This is a genomic window from Leclercia sp. UBA5958, assembly GCF_002430365.1.
Taxonomy (GTDB): domain Bacteria; phylum Pseudomonadota; class Gammaproteobacteria; order Enterobacterales; family Enterobacteriaceae; genus Enterobacter; species Enterobacter pneumoniae.
In genome coordinates this window covers 523189-545639 of record NZ_DJCE01000007.1, presented here as the reverse complement: position 1 = coordinate 545639, position 22451 = coordinate 523189, and the positions used below count along the sequence as shown (strand labels likewise).

Here is a 22451-nt window from a genome sequence, read left to right as displayed (position 1 = left end):
TATAATGCGCTCCCTATACCATTCAGCCCTTTTAACTACATGCCACAGTGGCACAGATACCTCGCATAACATGAATATGAAATTAACATCGCTATTAGCAGCGGCGTTTGCCGTCGTAGGGTTTTGCAAGACCGCTTCTGCTGTCACCTATCCTCTGCCCACTGACGGTAGCCGTCTGGTCGGCCAGAATCAGGTTGTGACCATCGAAGAAGGTAACACGCAGCCGCTGGAATATTTTGCTGCTGAATATCAGTTGGGTCTCTCCAACATGATGGAAGCAAACCCGGGCGTCGATCCGTACCTGCCGAAAGGCGGTACTGTGCTGAATATTCCTCAGCAGCTGATCCTGCCCGATACCGTGCATGAAGGTATCATCATCAACAGTGCTGAAATGCGTCTCTACTACTATCCGAAAGGGACCAATACCGTCATCGTTCTGCCAATCGGTATCGGCCAGTTGGGTAAAGACACCCCGATGAACTGGACCACCAAAGTTGAGCGTAAAAAAGCGGGCCCAACCTGGACGCCAACCGCCAAGATGCACGCGGAGTATATTGCCGCTGGCGAGCCGCTGCCGGCTGTTGTTCCGGCTGGCCCGGATAACCCGATGGGTCTGTACGCGCTCTACATTGGCCGCCTTTATGCTATTCACGGCACCAACGCCAACTTTGGTATCGGCCTGCGCGTGAGCCACGGCTGTGTGCGTCTGCGTAATGACGATATCAAATTCCTGTTCGAAAACGTGCCGGTCGGTACCCGCGTACAGTTCATCAACGAACCTGTAAAAGCGACCACCGAGCCAGATGGCAGCCGTTATCTGGAAGTGCATAACCCGCTCTCCACCAGCGAAGATCAGATCGATAACAACGTTACCGTGCCGATCACCCTGAAGAGCAATGTGCAGGCGATCACCAGCCAGGCTGACGTAGATGCCTCCGTTGTTGACCAGGCTATTCAGAACCGCTCCGGTATGCCAGTTCGCCTGAACTGATAAACTAGCGACATAAAAAAGCGGGCCCGGGGCCCGCTTTTTTTATCCGTTATTCACAATAACAATCCCGCCGTGGTCGTACCGGTAGTGACAGTGGGCGTACTCCAGCGGCGTGCCATCCTCCAGATAGATCACCTGCTCCACCTCCAGCACCGGATCGGACGGCTCGCAGACCAGATGCTGCATATCCAGCGCGCTGGGTTTCAGGGCTCTGACGATCCGATATGACCCCATAATTTTTAGCCCCAGCGTCTCCTGCACGTAGCGGAACACCGAGCTTTCGAGATGGCTTTTGTTCAGCCCCGGCACCAGGTTGAGCGGCATGACGGTAGCGTCCAGCGACATCGGCTCGCCGTTAAGCAGGCGCAGGCGGATAAAGTCATACACCGGGGCATCAGCGTTTATCATCAGTGAGGCCTGCTCTTTTTCGTTGGGAAAGCGCAGTTCGAAATGGACGACCTGACTGGAGACCGTACCAAGATGCTCCCAGGTTTTGGTGGCGCCAAAGTAGTCGCTGCCGGAGAGATCCCACTGAGAGAGCTGTAGAAAATTCTTGCGGATAAAAGTGCCTTGCCCCTGCCGGGTATAGACCAGCCCTTCGACAATAAGCTGACGCATCGCCTGCTGTATGGTCATGCGGCTGGAGCTGAACTCCGCGGCCAGCGCAAACTGATCGGGCAGCGGTTCGTTGGCGGCATACTGCTGACTAATAATGCGTTTTTTAATTTCCCGCGCTATGGTGATGTACTTCGCCGCCATCGCCGTTTCCTTATGTTTAGTTCGCTATCTCACTGTTTTTCAATGCCACTCGCTCGGCAACCTTGAGGAAAGGCAGGTAGAAGAATACACCAAATATGATGATTGCCAACTGTACCACTACCGCTCGCCAGTCGCCGGCCGTGGCCAGCCAGGCGCTGAGTATGGGTGGCGTGGTCCAGGGGATCATGACAACACAGCGCGACATAAATCCCAATGTGGTGCAGAGCCAGGCAAACCAGATCCCCAGCGCCGGAAGAAGCACGAAGGGGATCATCAGCGGCAGGTTAAAGACAATGGGCAGGCCAAATATCACCGGTTCATTAATGTTAAACAGCCCCGGCGCCAGCGACAGGCGAGCCACCTGTTTCGCCGACTGCTGACGCGAGAAGATAAAGATGGCGATCAGCAGTGAGATGGTGCTGCCGGTGCCCCCCACCATGCCGAAGGTGGGGACAAAGATACTGTTGATGATATGCGGGATGGGCTGTCCATTGGCGAAGGCCAGCATATTTTCATTGGTATTAATCAACAGGAAGGGTTCCAGAATCACACTGTTAACCACTGACTGATGAATGCCGAGCGTAAACAGGAAGTTGCCAAAGCTGTAGATAAAGAGCGTTCCCGGCAAGCTGGTATTAATCAGCCGCAGCGGCTGCTGGATAAAAGTGGTGATCAGGTGAATTAAATCGGTGTGCAGCACGTTTGCCAGCAAGGCCGCAAGCACCGCGAACAGCGAGAGTGTAATGATGGTGGGGATGAGCGCGGTAAAGGATTTGCTCACCGCCGGAGGGACATTGTCCCCCAGCGAAATGTGCAGCGCTTTTAGCCGGGAGATGGCGATAAAGATCTCCGCCGAGATTAGCCCAATCAGCACCCCGGCGAAAATGCCCGTCGAGCCGATATTGGCGAAGGTAAGGATCTGCGTAACGCTCACCGCAGTGTCGCTGCCGACGGGGACGATCTGCAGTCGCATCGGCATCATTATGATAAAGCTGCTGACGGCGATGACCACTGCCGAGACCGGATTGTCGAAATTTTTGTTACGCGCCAGCGACCAGGCAATGATCGGGGCCAGCAGGAGCGCCGCGATATTCAGCGTACCGTTAATAATCGCCTCGCCCCAGACCTGATAGTGGGCCAGCGTCTCCCCGGTGAAAATCCACGGGAAGACCACGTTATTGATCAGCACCGCCAGCCCGGCGAGGATAAAGATCGGCATCACCGTGGCAAACGCATCACGCAGAGAGCGCAGGTGCACCTGATTGGCCAGGCGCGCCGAGAACTCCACAAATCTGTCGACAAAGGACTGCATCGCAGGTGTAATTTTTGTATCAGACATACGGATAGTTCCCTTAATCAGTCACAAAAACGGCCCGGCAGCGTACGGCTTACATCTCGCGCCCGTTGCTATGGATAACCTGTTTGAGCCACGCGTAGCTTTTTTTCGGCACGCGCTTCAGGTCTTTCAGGTCATGGTTTTCGCGGTTGACGTACACCACGCCGTAGCGTTTACGCATGTCCCCCTGCGAACTCAGAATGTCGATTAAGCCCCAGCCGAGATAGCCGATCACCTCGGCACCATCTTCAAACATCGCCGCCTTCATCGCCTCGATATGCTCCCGGTGGTAGTCGATACGGTAGTCATCCTCAATCGGATTTACGCCGTCCCACGACTCAATCACGCCGATGCCGTTTTCAATCGGGAAGACCGGCAGCCGCCAGTCGTTGTAGTAGCGGGTGATAATGGTGCGAAAGCCCAGCGGATCGATCTGCCAGTTCCACTCTGTCGCTTTCAGATAGGGGTTGTTTTTCTCGCCGTGCAGCAAGTAATAGTTAACCGGCGTCTCTTCCGGGATCGCATCACTATCCAGGGTCTTACTGGCGTAATAGCTGAACGCCATATAGTCATTTTTGGTACGTGCCAGCAGGGCCAGATCCTCGGCCCGGTAGATATCTTCAAAACCTTCCTGCGCCACCACCGCCATCACCGCCGGGCTGTAGCCCTGACCGGCAAAGACGCGCAGCAGGTTCTGGTTCAGAAATTCGTCATACTGTTGCGCGCAAAAGATATCGCGCGGTTTACAGGTGGCGGGATAGATCAGTTGGTGCGCCAGCATACCGCCCATCAGCTGACCTGGCCGGGACTGATGCAGGTACTCGGTCAGCGCCATATGCGCCACCATGGTGTGATGCTGAAGTGCGTACAGCTCGCGCAGGGTTTTCTCGCCTTTCATATAGCCGGAAATGCGAAACGCCTCGGGCATATGGAAGATGTTCTGCTCGTTGAAGGTCAGCCAGTATTTCACCCGATCGCCGAAGCAGTCGATCATCTTCTTGCCATAACGGATAAAGGCCTCCATCACCCGGCGATCGGTAAATCCGTTGTACTCCTGGGCCAGCGCCAGCGGCATATCGAAGTGGTAGAGACAGACCATCGGCTCAATGCCGCGGGCGATCAGATCGTTGATAAAGCGATCGTAAAAGGCGATCCCCTCGTCATTGAAATCACCGTCACCCTGCGGGCAGACGCGGCTCCAGGCGATCTGGAAGCGATAGCAGTTCATGCCCAGATCCTGCATCAGGTCGAAGTCTTCCGCGTAGCGATGATACGAGTCGGTGGCGACTTTCCAGTCTGAGGTATTCTCTCCCGCCTCGCGAATATCGTAGACCGACATCCCCTTCCCACCCTCGTTCCACGCCCCTTCGGTCTGCATGCTGGAGACCGAGTTGCCCCATAAAAAATTGGCTGGCAAAGATGCTTTCATGCGCACTCCCTATATGACTAGTCATTTAAATTTCATGACTAGTCATATAGCCAAAGCGGATAAAGCAGGCAAAGATCGGGATCGTTTTGTGTGAGGCGTGTGGAATAAAAAAGGCCGGATCCGCGCTGCGGCTCCGGCCCTGAAAGGAAGTGGAAAATTACTGCTGTGCGAGTTGATTCCGACGATATTCTCCCTGGCGCTCCAGCATCCAGCCGGGGTACTCCCGCGGCAAGACGCTGACGGCATCAAGCTGTTTTAGCTCGTCTTCGCTCAGGCGTATTTCGGTGGCGGCAATGTTGTCATCCAGTTGATCCACCCGCTTCGCCCCAACGATCACGCTGCTGACCACCGGCTGATGCAGCAACCACGCCAGCGCAATCTGCGCCACCGAGACCCCTTTGCTCTCTGCGATAGTGCGCATCACGTCGACGCAATCGAAGGCACGCGCTTTTTCCACCGGCGGGAAGTCAAATTCCAGACGACGGCCGCCGGATTCGCTCTGTCCGTTGCGATCGTATTTCCCGCTGAGCAGGCCGCCCGCCAGCGGGCTCCAGACCATCAAGCCTACCCCTTCGCTTTGCATCATCGGCACCAGTTCGCGCTCCAGATCGCGCCCGGCGATGGTGTAGTAAGCCTGCAGAGAGGCGAACCGCGCCAGACCCAACCGCTCGGAGATACCCAGCGCCTTCATGATCTGCCAGGCCGCCCAGTTAGAGACCCCGATATAACGAACATGGCCGTGCTGCACCAGGTTATCCAGCGCATAAAGAGTCTCTTCAATGGGGGTGGCGGGATCAAAACCGTGCAACTGATAGAGATCGATATGATCGAGCTGCAGCCGGCGCAGACTCTCTTTTACGCTGCTGATGATGTGGTAACGCGAGCTACCGCGTGAGTTCACCCCGCCCGTGCCGGTTTCGCCAAAGACTTTGGTCGCCACCACCACGTTTTCCCGCGGCACCTTCAGGTTTTTCAACGCCTGGCCGGTGATCTCCTCCGAACGCCCTTCCGAGTAGACGTTGGCGGTGTCGATAAAGTTGATACCGGCGTCCAGTGCGCGGCCTACCAGCTGCTCCGCGTCGCTCTGCTGGAGCTGGCCAATCTTGCCCCACATGCCGCCTTCGCCGCCGAAGGTCATGGTACCGAGGCAGAGTTCAGAGACGAACAGGCCGGTATTACCGAGTTTTTGATATCGCATTTGAGACTCCTTGTTTGTTGAGTACCCCATAGTTATACCCGGTGCACGCCGACAGCGAATGTGCGGTTCCTGTCCGTTTCTTGCCCAATTCTCGCCATCTTATCCGCGAGGTGCATCGCCAAAGACGGGGTAGTCTGGCATTTGCACCTGCTGATACGGCTCCCAGCCACCGCCCAGCGCCTTGTACAACGCGACCAGGTCAAGGGCGCTCTGCACCTGCGCCTGCGCGCGCTGTTGCTCGGCCTGCGCCAGCTGTCGCTGGGCATCCAGCACGTCGATAAAGGTGGCAATCCCCTGCCGGTAGCTGTCGCTTGCCAGATCAAAGGCGTTTTGCAGTGCATCGATGGTTTTCGCCAGCCCTGCCTCACGCTGTTGATCGGTACGGTAGCTCACCAGCGCATTTTCCACGTCGCCGAGCGCCGTTAGCACCGTCTGACGATAGTCCAGCACCGCAGCGCTCTGCTGCGCGCGCGCCACCTTCACGCTGGAGACCAGCCGCCCACCCTGGAAGATAGGAATGGAGACCTGCGGGCCAAAGCTGTAGAAGTGGCTGCTCCAGTCGGTGAGCCAGTTGGTTTCGCTGTTGCGCAGACCAAACTGACCGGAGAGGGTAAAGCTCGGGAACAGCTGCGCCACCGAAACGCCGATCTGCGCCGTGGCGGCGTGGAGATTGGCCTCCGCCTCGCGTACGTCCGGGCGGCGACGTGCCAGCGTGGACGGGATCCCCGTCTGCACAATGTCCGGCAAGGCGGGCATCGGCTGGGCGGACTGCAGCTCCGCGTCCAGCGCCCCCGGCGGTTTGCCGAGGAGGATCGCCAGGCCATTCATCGCCTGTCGCGCCTGTGCCTGATATTGCGGAAGCTGCGCTTCAAGCGTACCGAGCTGCGCACGGGCATTTTCCACGTCCATCTGGGGTGACAACCCGCCGCGCTGGCGGTTGTCGGTGAGATCCAGCGTCTGCCGGGCGCTCTCAATCTGGGTATTGAGGGTGGCGATAATGCTCTGCGCGCCGCGCAGCTGCAGCCACGCCCGCGCCACTTCCGCCTCCAGCGACACCAGCGCATCGTTACGCTGCTCAATCGCCGCCTGCTGCTGCGCTTCGGCGGCTTCGACCTGACGGCGAACCTTGCCCCACAGGTCGATTTCCCACTGGGCGTCAAAGCTGCCCTGGTAAAGGTTGATCGGCTGGGTCAGCGGGCCTAACGCGCCCCGCAGTTGCGGGTCGACATTATCAAGCTGGTCGTATACCCCGTGCGATTTCAGCTCTCCTTCCAGCCCGAGCTGCTGGCGCGTTGCTTGTAAACTGCCGTTTACCGACGGATAAAACGCCCCGCCCGCCTGATTGATCTGTTCCCGCGCCCCGGCAATGCGCAACACGGTCTGCTGTAGGGAGAGGTTTCCGGCGATGGCGCGTTCAATCAGGCTATCGAGCTGCGGCGAGTTGAAGGTTTTCCACCAGCGTGGGTTGGTGGCGGCCGAAACGGTTTTCGAGTTTACCTCGCCATCCCCCTTGTCATTCCAGTGGGTGACCGCAGGCGGTGCGGGCTGCTGATAGTCCGGCCCCACGGCGCAGCCTGCGAGCAACAGCATTATCATCAGAGGGTGTAAACGTCTGTGTATCATCAGTGTGCTCCTGCACTCCCCTCGCTCTTAACCGGCGAGAGCAACAAACAAAACGGGATCAGTAAAAAGGCCACCACGCTCAGAAGGGTGAAGACGTCGATGTAGGCCAAAAAGCGCGACTGCTCGATCATGGTCTGGTACATCCGCCCGGTGGCGATGCCGGTCGGGTCGCCGACCTGGGTAGTGAAATTCTGGATCGCCTGAGCGCTTTCGCGTATCGCCAGCTGGAACTGCTCGTTGAACGGCGTGGCGTGATAGGCCAGATGTGCGCTGTGCGCCTGGGAACGCTCGGTGATCGCCGCCGTCGACAGCGAAATGCCTATCGAGCCTGCGACGTTGCGGAACATGGTAAACAGCGCCGCCGCATCGGCGTTGAGCTGCCGCGGAATCGAGATAAACGCAATGGTCGTGAGCGGTACAAACAGGAACCCGAGTCCGATCGACTGGGCGCTGCGGAACAGTACCAGGGTTTCGAAATCGATATCCGGGGTCAGCGTGCGGGACCAGAAGAACGACACCGCCAGACAGGTAAAGCCGAAGGCGATGATCCAGCGCGTCTGCACCACCGGCATCAGCTTCAGCACCAGCGGTATGGTCAATACGATCAATATTGCCCCAGGCGATAGCACCATGCCCGACCAGGTGGCGGTGTAGCCGAGATCCTGCTGGGCCAGCTGCGGAATAACCACCGAGCTGCCGTAGAGGATCATTGCCATCCCCGCCATCAGCAGGCTGGATACGGCAAAGTTTTTGTCCTTCATGCAGTGCAGATCGACCACCGGCTTTTTGGCATACATCAGCCAGTAAATGGCACCGATGATGCCGATAAGCGTCAGCACCGCGAAGGTGCGGATCACGTTTGAATAGAACCAGTCGTCATCCTCACCCCGGTCGAGCATCACCTGCAGGCAGCCCAGCCCGAGCGCGATCAGGCCGATCCCCGTCCAGTCGACAGAGAGTTTCTCTTTGGATTTGCTCTCCCAGGGCGGATCTTCCAGCAGCTGGTAGATCGCCAGCACCGTGACGATCCCGACCGGTATGTTGATGAAAAAGACCCAGCGCCACGAGTAGTTGTCGGTGATCCAGCCGCCCAGCGTCGGCCCGAGAACCGGGGCGACGATAATGGCGATGGACGAGAGGCCAAAGGCTTTGCCCCTGTCCTCAGGCTTGAAGTAGTCAAGCAGCACCGACTGCTGGGTAGGCTGCAGGCCGCCGCCAAAGAAGCCCTGCATGATTCGGAACAGGATGATCTGCCACAGCTCGGTGGCAATGCCGCAGAGGAATGAGCAGATGGTGAACATCACAATGCAGATTAAGAAAAACTGCTTGCGGCCAAACAGCCGGCTCAGAAAGGCGGAGATGGGCAGGACAATACCGTTTGCCACCAGGTAACTGGTTAACACCCAGGTGGATTCGTCATAGCTGGCCGAGAGCGACCCGGCCACGTGCGGCAGCGCCACGTTGACAATGGTGGTGTCGAGGATCTCCATAAACACCGCCAGGGTGACGACAATCGCCACCGCCCAGGGGTTACTGGCGGGCTTCCAGTTATCGTGACTCTGATCCGTCATTCCACTGTGACCTTCGATTCAACCGACAGCCCCAGCGGCAGCGGTTTGTTCGGATCCAGCCCCTTATCAATCACGATTTTCACCGGCACGCGCTGCACGATTTTAACAAAGTTGCCGGTGGCGTTTTCCGACGGGAAGGCGGAGAAACGCGAGCCGCTGCCCTGCTGGATACTGTCGATATGGCCTTCAAGCTCCATGTCAGGCCAGGCGTCCACGGAGACCTGTACCTTATCGCCCGGCTTCATCCTTTCAAGCTGCGACTCTTTGAAGTTTGCCACCACCCAGACGTTCGGGGAGACCAGCGAGAAGAGCGCCGAGCCTGCCTGCACCAGCGTGCCGGGCTGCACGTTGCGTTTGGTGACAAAGCCGTCGAACGGGGCGCGGACTTCGGTGTAGGAAAGATTGAGGTTGGCGGTTTCGAGCTGCGCTTTTGCCTGATCCACCTGGCGTTGACGCGCTTCGACGTTGGTCTCCTGCTGGCGGATTTGCAGTTGAACCTGCTCCGCTACCTCAAGCTGCGCCTGGGCGCTGGCCAGGCCCGCCTGCGCGCTACGCAGCTGGGCGTTAGCGGAATCGATACTTTGTTGGGTGGTCGCACGCGGATCGACCCCGCGCTGACGACGATATTCCGCCTGCGCATTGGCGAGATCCGCCTGAGCTTTCAGCACCTGGGCTTTCGCTTCATCACGCTGCGCGGGGTATTGCACCTTTGAGAGCGCCAGCTGCGCCTGGGCCTGATGCAGCTGTGCGGTCGCCAGGCCAAGCTGGGCCTGCGCCTGATCGCGCTGGGCGGTGGTGTCTCTCGGGTCGATCACCACCAGCAGATCGCCCTTTTTCACGCGCTGGTTATCGCGCACGCGCAGTTCGGTGACGTAGCCTGCCGTTTTCGGCGCAATGGTCACCACGTCGCCGTCGGTAAAGGCGTCGTCGGTTGTCTCTTCGTTACGGGTTAAAAACCACCACACCAGCGCCACGATAACCATCACCACCACGACAATGCCGAGGATAATTAACGGTTTTTTACCCGGACGCTTACGCTCATTATTGTTTTTTTCCTGCTCGTCAGCAGGGGACTTTTGATCTTCAGCCATAGTTCAGCAACGGTCCTGTCAGTGAGCGGCATCACACTATGCCGTTCAATAAAGCTAGGACGTTGCTATACATTTGCCAGGAAAAACTGACAAATTGCGCATTATATGAGAAGGAATAGTCCGAATCCGACCAGCGATGCCCAGACAAGCATCGGGATTGACCAGAGGTGGAAGCGCCACCAGATACGGCGATCGTTCGCCATCCGCAGGGCAATCAGGTTGGCGAGGGAACCGGGCAGAAGCCCGAAACCGCCGACGTTGACGGCCCAGGCCAACAGTGCGCTGGGGGGGACATAATTGAGCAGCAGTATGGTCGAAGGTACATTGCTTATCACCTGTGACAGCCCTATAGCGGTGATCCACAATCCCGTCTGCGACAGATGGGTTACGTTTTGCAGCACACCCTGCAGCGCCGGCACCTGAATCAGCAAATGCACATCAATAAACATCGCCATAAAGACCAACAGCAGCGTCCAGTCGACGCTTACCAGGACGCGCCTCGCCAGCAGTAAGAAGCCGCCGGCTACCAGCAGCGCCCCCCACAGCTCTTGTTTCAGATCGAGCGCTACCAGAAAGACCAGATAGAGCGCCAGGCAGCTCCAGGCCAGACGCGGTGATGCCTGCGTGGCCGCCGTGCCGGTATGGTACTGCAGCGGTTTTGCCGGGAAAGCAAACCAGCACATCACCCCCAGCGTAACCATCATCACCGCCGCCAGGGGCGCCATCTGCCAGCTAAAAGCGGCAAAAGACAGGCCAGAGCGTCCCCATAAGAGAATGTTCTGTGGGTTCCCGATCGGCGTTAACAGTGAACCGGCGTTGACCGCCAGCGCTTCGAAGATGATCAATCGATTGACCGGGATCTCGCAGAGCTTGCGCAACGTTAGCGTCAGGGGCACCACGATGAACAGCGCCACGTCGTTGGTCAGAAAAGTGGAGAGCAGCGCCGCCGAGAAGACCATAAACAGCGCCAGGCGGCGTTCCGTGGCGAAGCGACGAACCATTTTGCGTCCCAGCACGTCGAAAAAGCCGCTCTGCTCTACCCCTTTGGTGAGCATCATCAGCCCGCTCAGGGTAATGATGGTGTGCCAGTCAATAGCGGCAGGCCAGCGCTGGGGGGCGAAAGGAACGCAAAAACTGAGCCCGACGCCAATCAAGACTAACAGATGAAAGAAACGATCGCGGGCCAGCGCCCCCAGGCCTGGAAGGGTCATTCAGAGGCAGGTCCGTATTTGCGGGTAAACTCGCTGAATTGCTGCAGAGTCTCTTCGCTAACGTGGTGTTCCATCCCCTCCGCATCGCGGCGGGCAGTATCGGGACTGACGCCCAGCACCAGCAGGAAGTTCTCCACAATCTGATGGCGTTCGCGGCTGGCCTGCGCCAGTTTCTCACCTTCAGGGGTTAAGAAAACGCCGCGCCAGGGGATCATCTCGATCAACCCCACCGAGGCGAGTCGTTTCAACATTTTTGCCACCGTCGGCTGGGAGACGCCGAGACGTGCGGCCATATCGACCTGGCGTGCTTCGCCCACCTCACGGATCAGATCGGAAATCAGCTCAACATAATCATCAATCAGCTCGCGACGATGCGCTTCGCGAACCTGACGAAATCCTTCAACGTGTTCTTCAACATTTACCAGCTGCGTCTTTTTTCTTGTCGTGGTTTTACCTGCACGATGGGTCATTGTGCTTCCTCAATGGGGGTGACGCTTCCAGCAGCGCAATTCAAGTGCGGCCATTGTAAACCATGCGTGAACAAGCACAAAAAATTAACGTAATAGCCATAGCTATACAATATAGCCTGTGCTATATCTGTATGTAATGCAGTCACCTTCAGGGATCGAAGGGATCATTCATCAGGAGGTTGAGATGAACGAATTCAAGAGGTGTATACAGGTGTTTAGCCACTCTCCATTCACAGTACGCTTAATGCTGCTGAACATGATTTGCGACATGATTACTGGCAAATCACAGCAGAACGATAAACCTTCCCGCTAGGCGGCGTCGCGGTACGCCGCTTCATTTTTTTGTCACACTTCCCTTGTAGACTGAGCCGTAAGGCAAATTGCCGGATCTTTTTTACGGATTTGTAGCCCTCTTCGCAAAACATCCCCTTTATAGCTGTTGACCTTCATCGCCGCTGGCACTATCTTCTTGCAGCCCTGCACTATTTGCGGCTCGCAGACGCGGACCCCAATTCCCCTTCTCCGCACTCTCAGGCAGGTTTTGACCCTTGGCGCCAGGGTGAGCACATGGCGTTTTCATGATTGTGACCTATGAATTTAACCCTGAAAGAATCACTTGTGACCCGCGGCCGGGCCTTAAGCCCGTGGACGGGATTCTACTTTTTACAATCACTGCTGATTAATTTTGCGTTGGGCTACCCCTTCAGTCTGCTCTACGCGGTGGCTTTTACCTGCGTATTGCTGTTGCTGTGGCGTAGCGCACCGCGCGTGCAGAAAGGGCTGCTGGGCATCTGCTCGCTGGTGGCGGCGATGTACTTCCCCTTCTCTCAGGCCTATGGGGCACCCAACTTTAATACCCTGCTGGCGATGCACTCCACCAATATGGAGGAGTCGACAGAGATCCTGACCATCTTCCCCTGGTACAGCTATGTGGTTGGCCTGTTTATCTTTGCGCTGGGCGTCATTGCTGTGCGACGTAAACCCGAAGCCAAAAAAGGGTGGAACCGACTGGACAGCCTCTACCTGGCCGTCAGCCTTGCCGCCTTTTTTGTCGCCCCGATGCAGAACCTGGCATGGGGTGGCGTCTTCAGGCTGAAAGATAGCGGCTACCCGGTCTTCCGTTTTGTGAAAGACGTGGTGGTGAACAACCAGGAAGTGATCGACGAACAGGCGCGCATGAACGCGTTGTCGCAGATGAAAGATACCTGGAACGTGACGGCGGTGAAGCCGAAATATCACATCTATATGGTGGTGATAGGCGAAAGCGCTCGCCGCGATGCGCTGGGTGCCTTTGGCGGCCACTGGAACAACACGCCTTTTGCCAGTGCGGTGAATGGCACCCTGTTTACCGATTATATTGCCGCCAGCGGCTCTACGCAGAAGTCACTGGGGCTGACGCTTAATCGGGTAGTGGATAACAAACCCCAGTATCAGGATAACTTCGTTACCCTGGCGAACCGTGCCGGCTTCCAGAGCTGGTGGTTTTCCAATCAGGGCCAGATTGGCGAATATGATACCGCCATCGCCAGTATTGCTAAGCGTGCCGACGAGGTGCAGTTCCTGAAGAGCGGTGATTTTGAAGCCGATAAAAATACCCAGGATGAGGCACTGCTGAAGATGACTGCGCAGGTTTTCAGCACGCATCGTACGCAGCCGCAGCTTATTGTGCTGCATCTGATGGGCTCGCACCCACAGGCCTGCGATCGCACCAAAGGCAAATACGCCGAGTTTGTGCAGTCGAAAGAGACCTCCTGTTACCTCTACACCATGACGCAGACCGACCAGCTGTTAAGTCAGCTGTATAGCCAGTTGCAAAATACGGGCGACAGTTTCTCGATGGTCTATTTTTCCGATCACGGGCTGGCGTTTAAAGAGCGCGGTAAAGCGGTGCAGTATCTGGCTCATGATGACGCCTTCCAGCAAAACTTCCAGGTGCCTTTTATGGTGCTCTCCAGCGACGATAAGAGCCACCGCATCATCAAGGCCCGCCGTTCGGCGAACGATTTCCTGAGCTTCTTCTCTCAGTGGACGGGAATTCAGGCAAAAGAGATCGCCAGTCACTACCGCTTTATCTCCAGCCAAAAAGCACCGCCGGTGTATGTCACGAACTTCAAGTTGCAGAAAGTGGACTATAACCATCTGGGGAGCGACATTTTCGCCACCCAAAGTCGGTAAGGTTTGGGTTATTGGAGACAAAAAAAATCCGCCACAGGGGCGGATTTTTTATTGGCTCACCGGAGTGATTAGAAGCGGTAACCTACGCCCGCGATCCAGGTGCCAACGTCAACGTTACGGATGCGGCTCTGCTCATAGGAGAAGTCCAGCGCAACGTTTTCGATTGGGTTGAACTGCATACCTGCACCGTAGGAGAAACCGTAGTCGCTGGTGTCGTCAGAAGAGCGAACCAGACCGGTGTCGGAAGTCTGCTGGAATTTACCGTAACCCACACCCACTACACCGTAGATGCTTGCCCAGTCGTTCAGACGGAAAGCAGGACCACCGGTGATGCCGTAGTACTGTGCTTTGTTATACACATCACCGGAAGAGCGATCTTTTTCGGTGTAGGTGAAGGAGCCGATCCAACCCAGTGGGTTGTTGTCCTGCTCGTAGCGGTATTTCAGGTTCAGGCCGTTAGTTTTGTTCATAACGCCCTGCATATCGCTCTGAGCGTAACCACCGGAAACGGTAGAAGTTGCCGCTACTGCGGTGCCTGCGGAAACGGCCAGAACGGCTGCCAGTGCTGAAAGACATGCAATTTTTTTCATAACCACCTCAAATGTGCTTCAAGTAAGTCCGTAAGTTTTAAATATATCAAAAATTCTTGTGAAACTCTTTCTGATTAGTGATGTCTAACGGCTCTTTTGGTGTAACTAATTATTTCCATAATCAGTTATCTCTTTCAAATCTCACCGAAAATACATCCCAAAAATGTAATAGTGCGCGTCAGATTCAATACATTCATCCAGACTATTCCTAAACTGCTTGGCAATAAGCCCGGTCTATGAATGCCATTCTACGGATTTCAGGGAACTTTTTTTCAACGAAGTCTCAACCGCGACAGCTTATTTCAATTACACTGCCACCTTTACTTCGTTTGACATAAATTGACAGGAGAAAGGATGCCTGGGTTGCCCCGCAAATCGCCGGTCTGGATGCCGGTTGTCGTTATTCTTATCGCCATGTTGTCTATCCAGAGCGGCGCATCGCTGGCGAAATCTCTTTTTCCCGTGATCGGCGCGCCGGGCGTAACGGCGCTGCGTATTGCGCTCGGCACGCTTATCCTGGTAATTATCTTTAAGCCCTGGCGTCTGCGTTTTGAAAAATCACAGCGCCTGCCGCTGCTCTTTTATGGCCTGTCGCTGGGGGCGATGAATTACCTCTTCTATTTATCAATACAGACCGTCCCGCTGGGAATTGCGGTGGCGCTGGAGTTTACCGGCCCGCTGGCGGTGGCGCTCTTCTCCTCGCGCCGCCCGGTAGACTTTGTCTGGGTGGTGCTGGCGGTATTGGGGCTGTGGTTCCTGCTCCCCCTCGGTCAGGACATTGCGCATGTGGATTTAACCGGTGCCGCGCTGGCGCTTGGCGCGGGTGCCTGCTGGGCTTTATATATCCTTACCGGTCAGCGTGCGGGGGAAGAGCATGGCCCCGCAACGGTGGCGCTGGGATCGCTGATTGCCGCTATCATCTTTGTGCCGCTGGGGATGGCGCAGGCCGCCGAGTCGATCTGGCAGTGGTCGATTTTACCCGTCGGGCTGGCGGTCGCGGTCCTTTCAACAGCGCTCCCCTACTCACTGGAGATGATCGCGCTCACCCGCCTGCCTACGCGCATCTTCGGCACCCTGATGAGCATGGAGCCCGCGCTGGCAGCCATGTCAGGTATGGTGTTTCTTGGTGAAACGCTCACCTTTACCCAGACGCTGGCGCTCTGCTCTATTATTGCTGCGTCGATGGGCTCAACCCTGACATTGCGGCGCGAAACCAAGGTCGAAGAGGTAGATATCAACCGCTGACGGGTAATTCTGCATGGCCAATATGCGCCATGCAGAATATAAGCCAGATTGCGCGAAATTAAATATGCCCGCACAAATTGTCATCAATCGGAAATATTCTCTCTCCTCTCTTACCGATTTTTATAAATAAGAATCTTTTACAACGAAATATTATAAGACTCTGATTTTCAGGACCTTTAATAAGTCTTAATTATTCTTTCTATTAAACCGATAGGCAGTACCGGGTCGCAGGCTAAAAATGTGGTGCTATACTTATCTCCAGTAATTACCTGGGACACAAACATCAAGAGGATATGAGATTATGAGTACCGCTAAACTGGTTAAAACGAAAGCGTCTAATCTGCTTTATACCCGCAACGATGTATCGGATAGCGATAAGAAAGCAACAATCGAGTTGCTGAATCGCCAGGTGATCCAGTTCATTGACCTGTCGCTGATTACTAAACAGGCCCACTGGAATATGCGCGGCGCCAACTTTATTGCCGTACATGAGATGCTGGATGGCTTCCGTACTTCACTGACTGCACATATGGATACCATGGCTGAGCGTGCCGTTCAGCTGGGTGGCGTGGCGCTGGGCACCACGCAGGTTATCAACAATAAAACTCCGTTGAAAAGCTACCCGCTGGATATTCACAGCGTACAGGATCACCTGAAAGAGCTGGCAGACCGTTATGCCGTAGTCGCTAACGACGTGCGTAAAGCCATTGGCGAAGCCAAAGATGAAGATACCGCTGACATCTTTACCGCAGCGTCCCGCGACCTGGATCAGTATCTGTGGTTCATCGAAGCTAACATCGAGTAATACCTTGTTTTTCAGCCTTTGACCCTCGCTTCGGCGGGGGTTTTGCACATCTATGGTGCAACAAATCGTCTATATGCCAAGCAAAAGTGACAGATTTGTAATAATCACCTCACACAATCGTTAACGCGAGATTGTTTTTTCATCAATATATGCGCTTAATAGCAGGGCTATAGCGATCAAAAATCACCTGCACCAAAACAGTGCTCCATTGTGGTGCAAAGAAAGCGAATTGCACCACAGGATGCGCAAGACTCTGGTGTAGCTCCTTTGTGAAACAACCACTTGCAAAGTTGGCACGATTTTTTCATATAGCCGTTCGTTCTCGCAGGGGATCGCCCCGTGGATATAAAAGGAAATGCTATGAAGTCTGTATTAAAAGTCTCACTGGCTGCACTGACCCTGGCTTTCGCGGTTTCTTCTCAGGCTGCTGATAAAAAACTGATCGTTGCCACCGATACCGCATTTGTTCCGTTCGAATTCAAGCAAGGCGACCAGTACGTTGGTTTTGACGTAGATCTGTGGGCAGCTATCGCTAAAGAGCTGAAACTGGACTACACCCTGAAGCCAATGGATTTCAGCGGCATCGTTCCGGCACTGCAGACCAAAAACGTGGACCTGGCACTGGCCGGTATCACCATTACTGATGCGCGTAAAAAAGCGATCGACTTCTCTGACGGCTACTACAAAAGCGGCCTGCTGGTGATGGTCAAAGCTGATAACAACGATGTGAAAAGCGCTAAAGATCTCGACGGTAAAGTGGTTGCGGTGAAGAGTGGTACCGGTTCTGTTGACTACGCAAAAGCAAACATCAAAACCAAAGACCTGCGTCAGTTCCCGAACATCGATAACGCCTATATGGAATTGGGCACCAACCGCGCTGACGCGGTGCTGCACGATACCCCGAACATCCTTTACTTCATCAAAACTGCAGGCAACGGCAAGTTTAAGGCGGTAGGTGAGTCTCTGGAAGCGCAGGAATACGGTATCGCCTTCCCGAAAGGCAGCGACGATCTGCGTACTAAAGTGAACGGCGCGCTGAAAACCCTGCGTGAGAACGGCACTTATAACGAAATTTATAAAAAATGGTTCGGTACTGAACCAAAATAATAACGCGTTTGCTCTTCTGTGGGGGCGAACTTCGCCCCCTGTTGTCTTCACCACGGTAAAAACAGGAACTAATCATGGAGTTTGACTGGAGCGCCATCTGGCCCGCCATTCCTCTGTTGCTTGAAGGCGCCAAAATGACCCTGTGGATTTCGGTCCTCGGTCTCATTGGCGGGTTGATTATCGGCCTCGTCGCCGGTTTCGCCCGCACCTACGGCGGCTGGATTGCCAACCACATCGCACTGGTTTTCATTGAAATCATTCGTGGCACACCTATCGTTGTACAGGTGATGTTCATCTACTTCGCCCTGCCTATGGCCTTTACTGACCTGCGTATCGATCCGTTCAGCGCGGCCGTGGTCACCATCATGATCAACTCCGGTGCCTACATTGCGGAGATCACCCGTGGGGCAGTGCTGTCGATTCATAAAGGCTTTAGCGAAGCGGGCCTCGCCCTGGGTCTCTCTCGCCGCGAGACTATTCGCCACGTTATTCTGCCGCTGGCGCTGCGCCGTATGCTGCCGCCGCTGGGTAACCAGTGGATCATCAGCATTAAAGATACCTCGCTGTTCATTGTGATCGGCGTGGCCGAACTGACGCGTCAGGGCCAGGAGATCATTGCCGGTAACTTCCGTGCGCTCGAGATCTGGACCGCCGTTGCCGTGGTTTATCTGATTATTACGCTGGCACTGAGCTTTGTTTTACGTCGTCTGGAAAGAAGGATGAAAATCCTGTGATTGAATTCAAAAACGTCTCCAAGCACTTTGGTCAGACCCAGGTGCTGCATAATATCGACCTGAAGATCGAAACGGGCGAAGTGGTCGTGATCATTGGCCCATCAGGTTCCGGTAAATCCACGCTGCTGCGCTGCATTAACAAACTGGAAGAGATCACCAGCGGCGACCTGATCGTCGATGGTCTGAAGGTTAATGACCCGAAAGTCGAAGAACGCCTTATCCGCCAGGAAGCGGGGATGGTGTTTCAGCAGTTCTACCTTTTCCCGCATCTGACCGCGCTGGAAAACGTAATGTTTGGCCCGCTGCGCGTGCGCGGTGCCAATAAAGCGGAAGCTGAGAAGCTGGCAAAAGAGCTGCTGGCGAAAGTGGGCCTGGCCGAACGTGGTCACCACTATCCTTCTGAACTTTCCGGTGGTCAGCAGCAGCGTGTGGCGATTGCCCGCGCGCTGGCGGTGAAGCCGAAGATGATGCTGTTTGATGAGCCTACTTCTGCGCTTGACCCGGAACTGCGCCATGAAGTCCTGAAGGTGATGCAGGACCTGGCGGAAGAAGGGATGACGATGGTGATTGTGACCCACGAAATCGGCTTTGCCGAGAAAGTCGCTTCACGTCTGATCTTTATCGATAAAGGGCGTATTGCTGAAGATGGCAACCCGCAGACCTTGATCGAGAATCCGCCAAGCCAGCGTCTGCAGGAGTTCCTGCAGCACGTCTCCTGACGGTGCTTTGTTAATACGCTAAGCCGGGTTCGCCCGGCTTTTTTACGCCGGAATGTTCTCAAAACCATTTCTCCCTCCCCCGCCATCTATACTTATCTTTTTGCTGAATATTGTCATCGGAGGACGCCGTGCCGTGGATCCTGTTGCTGCTTGTTAGCCTGCTGTGTGCCCCTGCGCAGGCGATTACTATTCCGGGCGTCACCACGGGGACGACCCCGGCAGCAGAGGGGGCAGCCCCGGCAGAGCCCGACGTTGAACAGAAGAAAGCGGCTTACTCCGCTCTGGCGGATGTCCTTGAAAATGATGCGTCACGTCAGGAGTTGATCGGGCAGTTGCGTACCGCGGCCGCCACGCCGCCGCAGGAGACGGCGCCCAAAATCACGCCGCCGGCCATCGAAGAAGAGAAAACGGTGCTGGAGAATGTCACGGATGTTGGGCGTCACTATGGCGAAGCGCTGGCAACCCGCTTTGCGCAACTCTACCGCAACCTGATTGGCTCCCCACACAAAGCGTTTAATCCGGATACCTTTCTCAATGCCGCCAGCCATTTCCTGATCCTCGCCGGGCTGGTCTTTGCGTTCTACTGGCTGGTGCGCCTTTGCGCCTGGCCGCTGTACCGTAAAATGGGCGCGTGGGGACGTAAGAAAAACCGCGAGAAGAGTAGCTGGCTACATCTGCCGCTGATGATTACCACCGCCTTTATTATCGACTTGCTGCTGCTGGTACTCACCCTTTTCGTCGGCCAGTTGCTGAGTGATAACCTGCATGCCGGTAACAAAACCATCGCCTTCCAGCAGGGGTTGTTCCTTAACGCATTCGCGCTGATCGAATTCTTTAAAGCTATTCTACGGCTAATATTTTGCCCTCACGTTCCGGAGCTACGTCCGTTCAACATCGACGATCGGACCGCAAAATACTGGTCGCTGCGCCTGAGTACCCTGAGCGGACTCATTGGTTATGGCCTGCTGGTGGCGGTGCCCATTATCTCCAACCAGGTCAATGTGCAGATCGGTGCGCTGGCTAACGTGCTGATTATGCTCTGCATCACCGTCTGGGCGCTCTATCTTATCTTTCATAATAAGCGGGCCATTACCGAGGGACTGCTGCACCTGGCTGACCGCTCCTTATCCTTCTTCAGTCTATTTATTCGCGCGTTTGCGCTGGTGTGGCACTGGCTGGCCTGCGCCTACTTTATTGTGCTCTGCTTCTTCTCGCTGTTCGATCCCGGCAACAGCCTGAAGTTTATGATGGGTGCCACCTTCCAGAGCCTGGCGATTATCGGGATTGCGGCCTTTATCTCTGGCCTGCTTTCACGCTGGCTGGCCAAAACCATCTCCCTGTCGCCGCAGGTGCAGCGCAACTACCCGGAATTGCAAAAACGGCTTAACGGCTGGATTTCCGCCTCACTGAAGGTGGCCAGGATCCTCTGCGTGGCGGTGGCGATTATGCTGCTACTCAATGCCTGGAGCTTGTTTGATTTCTGGAACTGGCTGCACAACGGCGCGGGGGAAAAAGCGGTGGATATCGTGATCCGCATTGCGCTGATCCTCTTCTTCTCTGCCGTCGGCTGGACGCTGCTCGCCAGCCTGATTGAAAACCGGCTGGTGTCAGACATTCATGGCCGTCCGCTGCCCAGCGCCCGCGCCCGCACGTTGCTGACGCTGTTCCGCAACGCGCTGGCGGTGATCATCAGTACTATCACTATCATGATTGTGCTCTCAGAGATCGGCGTGAATATCGCTCCTCTGCTGGCCGGTGCCGGGGCGCTGGGGCTGGCGATTTCGTTCGGCTCCCAGACGCTGGTCAAAGACATTATCACCGGGATCTTTATCCAGTTTGAAAACGGGATGAACACCGGCGATCTGGTTACGATTGGGCCGTTAACCGGCACGGTAGAGCGGATGTCGATTCGCTCTGTGGGGGTACGGCAAGATACCGGGGCGTATCACATTATCCCCTGGTCTTCGATTACCACCTTCGCCAACTTTGTTCGCGGTATCGGTTCGGTGGTCGCCAATTACGATGTGGATCGCCATGAAGATGCGGAGAAGGCCAAAGGGGCGTTAAAGGCGGCGGTAGACGAACTCATGGAGCAGGAGGATATTCGGGGCCTGATTATCGGCGAGCCGTCGTTCGCCGGGATTGTAGGGCTGACGAATACCGCCTTTACGCTGCGCGTCTCCTTCACTACCCAGCCGCTGAAGCAGTGGACGGTGCGTTTCGCTCTCGACAGTATGGTGAAGAAGCACTTCGATCTGGCCGACGTCCGGATGCCGGTTCAAACCTATCAGGTGCTGCCGTCGCCGGCCTCCCCTGCTCCCCCCACACTGCCGCCACAGGCGCCGACGCTTTAACGGCTACGTTTGTTATCGTCGAGGAAGGACCAGGCGATGAAGCGGCTCTGCTTCTGACCCTGGGCCATCTCTTTTTTCACCACTTTTACCGCACCGACCGCCGTCAGCGCACGGTAGAGCGGCGGCAGATTTTCACCGCGCGACACCAGGGTGGTAAACCACTTAACCTGTCTTGCGTACTGCGCACTCTCGGCGATCATCTTACTGATAAACGCGACCTCGCCCCCTTCACACCATAGCTCCTGCTGCTGGCCGCCAAAGTTCAGCGCCCCATCCGCCGCCTGGCCGAGATTACGACGCTTGCGCTCGCTGCCCGCGCGTGCCGCTTCGGCGGAGTCATGGAACGGGGGATTGCAGAGGGTGGCATCGTAGTGCTCATTCTTATGAATGATGCCCGCGAAGATCGCCGTGGCCTCTTTTTGACGCCGCAGACGGATGGCGCGGCTCAGGCCCGGATTGTGGTTAATGATCGCCGTGGCGCTGGCAAAGGCTTGCGGGTCAATCTCGCTGCCGGTGAAACGCCAGCCGTATTCATGGACGCCAATCAGCGGGTAGATAAGGTTCGAGCCGGTACCTACATCCAGCACCGTGGCCTCTGCAGGTACCACGCCGCCGCGATCCGCCGCCAGCAGATCTGCCAGATGGTGAATATAGTCCGCGCGCCCAGGTACGGGTGGGCAAAGATAGCCCTCCGGAATATCCCACTGCGCGACGCCGTAAAAATGGGCCAGCAGCGCTTTATTTAACGTCTTTACCGCCTGCGGATCGGCGAAGTTCACCGTTGGCTCGCCCGCAGGTGACGAGATAATAAAATCGCGCAGCGCCGGACAGCTCTGGCAAAGGGCATTCATGTCGTAACGGCTGTGATGGCGGTTGCGTGGGTGCAACCCCGGCTTCTGGGATGTCATGGCGTTCTCCTTTAAAACAGCGGCGTAAGATACTCTTTGCTGGCACAAGGGTAAATCATTCTCTACGCATGAGAACAAAGCGTCAAAAATCAAATGCCTGGATGTCTATGATTTGTCATTGAATTGTCAAAAAAT

At 55.8% G+C, this 22451-nt stretch carries 20 protein-coding genes; 9 read left to right on the top strand and 11 right to left on the bottom strand.

Going from position 1 to position 22451, the window contains the following annotated elements:
* Positions 1–70 precede the first annotated feature (70 nt).
* Positions 71–991 carry a L,D-transpeptidase gene (gene ldtB / locus B2Q93_RS12030; protein WP_040076439.1) on the top strand — a complete coding sequence of 307 codons (921 nt, stop codon included), beginning with the start codon at positions 71–73 and terminating at the stop codon, positions 989–991.
* Between the two features lie 42 nt (positions 992–1033).
* On the opposite strand, the gene B2Q93_RS12025 is transcribed toward ldtB, so the two are convergent.
* The 9 genes from B2Q93_RS12025 to mntR form a co-directional block, all read right to left on the bottom strand.
* Complete coding sequence (locus B2Q93_RS12025) at positions 1034–1750, bottom strand: GntR family transcriptional regulator (RefSeq protein ID WP_286933163.1); 717 nt, start codon at positions 1748–1750, stop codon at positions 1034–1036.
* A gap of 16 nt (positions 1751–1766) precedes the next feature.
* Positions 1767–3089, bottom strand: coding sequence for a PTS sugar transporter subunit IIC (locus B2Q93_RS12020; RefSeq protein ID WP_286933160.1), 1323 nt, complete (start codon positions 3087–3089; stop codon positions 1767–1769).
* Between the two features lie 49 nt (positions 3090–3138).
* Entirely contained in the window at positions 3139–4515 is a 1377-nt protein-coding gene (locus B2Q93_RS12015) for a glycoside hydrolase family 1 protein (protein WP_286933157.1), read from the bottom strand.
* Between the two features lie 157 nt (positions 4516–4672).
* Positions 4673–5713 (bottom strand): aldo/keto reductase, encoded by a 1041-nt coding sequence (locus B2Q93_RS12010; RefSeq protein WP_040076443.1) that lies wholly within the window; start codon positions 5711–5713, stop codon positions 4673–4675.
* Between the two features lie 99 nt (positions 5714–5812).
* Entirely contained in the window at positions 5813–7336 is a 1524-nt protein-coding gene (locus tag B2Q93_RS12005; protein ID WP_286933154.1) for an efflux transporter outer membrane subunit, read from the bottom strand.
* Positions 7336–8907 (bottom strand): DHA2 family efflux MFS transporter permease subunit, encoded by a 1572-nt coding sequence (locus B2Q93_RS12000; protein WP_286933152.1) that lies wholly within the window; start codon positions 8905–8907, stop codon positions 7336–7338. The genes B2Q93_RS12005 and B2Q93_RS12000 overlap by 1 nt, the downstream gene beginning before the upstream one ends.
* Entirely contained in the window at positions 8904–9998 is a 1095-nt protein-coding gene (locus tag B2Q93_RS11995) for an HlyD family secretion protein (protein ID WP_286933150.1), read from the bottom strand. Before B2Q93_RS11995 ends, B2Q93_RS12000 begins: the two co-directional genes overlap by 4 nt.
* Positions 9999–10099: 101 nt before the next feature.
* Positions 10100–11209, bottom strand: coding sequence for an anion transporter (locus tag B2Q93_RS11990; RefSeq protein WP_286933148.1), 1110 nt, complete (start codon positions 11207–11209; stop codon positions 10100–10102).
* Positions 11206–11679, bottom strand: a complete 474-nt coding sequence (gene mntR / locus B2Q93_RS11985) for a manganese-binding transcriptional regulator MntR (protein ID WP_040076448.1) — start codon at positions 11677–11679, stop codon at positions 11206–11208. Before mntR ends, B2Q93_RS11990 begins: the two co-directional genes overlap by 4 nt.
* Positions 11680–11863: 184 nt before the next feature.
* Here mntR and mntS point away from each other — a divergent pair, with 184 nt between their 5' ends.
* Positions 11864–11992 carry a manganase accumulation protein MntS gene (mntS, locus tag B2Q93_RS11980; protein ID WP_046886919.1) on the top strand — a complete coding sequence of 43 codons (129 nt, stop codon included), beginning with the start codon at positions 11864–11866 and terminating at the stop codon, positions 11990–11992.
* A 278-nt stretch (positions 11993–12270) separates the two neighbouring features.
* Positions 12271–13854, top strand: a complete 1584-nt coding sequence (locus B2Q93_RS11975) for a phosphoethanolamine transferase (RefSeq protein ID WP_286933145.1) — start codon at positions 12271–12273, stop codon at positions 13852–13854.
* 68 nt (positions 13855–13922) lie between these two features.
* Here B2Q93_RS11975 and ompX read toward each other — a convergent pair whose 3' ends face one another.
* Complete coding sequence (gene ompX, locus B2Q93_RS11970; RefSeq protein WP_207293289.1) at positions 13923–14444, bottom strand: outer membrane protein OmpX; 522 nt, start codon at positions 14442–14444, stop codon at positions 13923–13925.
* Positions 14445–14798: 354 nt separating this feature from the next.
* Between ompX and rhtA the strand changes: the two genes are divergently transcribed.
* The 6 genes from rhtA to ybiO all read left to right on the top strand — a co-directional run bounded on the left by rhtA (position 14799) and on the right by ybiO (position 21408).
* Positions 14799–15689 carry a threonine/homoserine exporter RhtA gene (rhtA, locus tag B2Q93_RS11965; protein WP_286933143.1) on the top strand — a complete coding sequence of 297 codons (891 nt, stop codon included), beginning with the start codon at positions 14799–14801 and terminating at the stop codon, positions 15687–15689.
* Between the two features lie 301 nt (positions 15690–15990).
* A complete protein-coding gene (gene dps / locus B2Q93_RS11960; protein ID WP_040076453.1) occupies positions 15991–16494 on the top strand; it encodes a DNA starvation/stationary phase protection protein Dps in 504 nt (167 codons plus the stop codon).
* Positions 16495–16854: 360 nt separating this feature from the next.
* Entirely contained in the window at positions 16855–17601 is a 747-nt protein-coding gene (gene glnH / locus B2Q93_RS11955) for a glutamine ABC transporter substrate-binding protein GlnH (RefSeq protein ID WP_040076454.1), read from the top strand.
* A gap of 74 nt (positions 17602–17675) precedes the next feature.
* Positions 17676–18335: a glutamine ABC transporter permease GlnP gene (glnP, locus tag B2Q93_RS11950; protein WP_040076455.1), complete on the top strand. Its 660-nt coding sequence runs from the start codon at positions 17676–17678 to the stop codon at positions 18333–18335.
* A complete protein-coding gene (gene glnQ, locus B2Q93_RS11945; protein ID WP_286933141.1) occupies positions 18332–19054 on the top strand; it encodes a glutamine ABC transporter ATP-binding protein GlnQ in 723 nt (240 codons plus the stop codon). Before glnP ends, glnQ begins: the two co-directional genes overlap by 4 nt.
* Before the next feature lie 128 nt (positions 19055–19182).
* Positions 19183–21408: a mechanosensitive channel protein gene (gene ybiO, locus B2Q93_RS11940; protein ID WP_286933139.1), complete on the top strand. Its 2226-nt coding sequence runs from the start codon at positions 19183–19185 to the stop codon at positions 21406–21408.
* Here the strand turns inward: ybiO and rlmF are convergent.
* Entirely contained in the window at positions 21405–22316 is a 912-nt protein-coding gene (gene rlmF / locus B2Q93_RS11935) for a 23S rRNA (adenine(1618)-N(6))-methyltransferase RlmF (RefSeq protein ID WP_040076458.1), read from the bottom strand. The genes ybiO and rlmF overlap by 4 nt on opposite strands.
* Between the last annotated feature and the right edge of the window lie 135 nt (positions 22317–22451).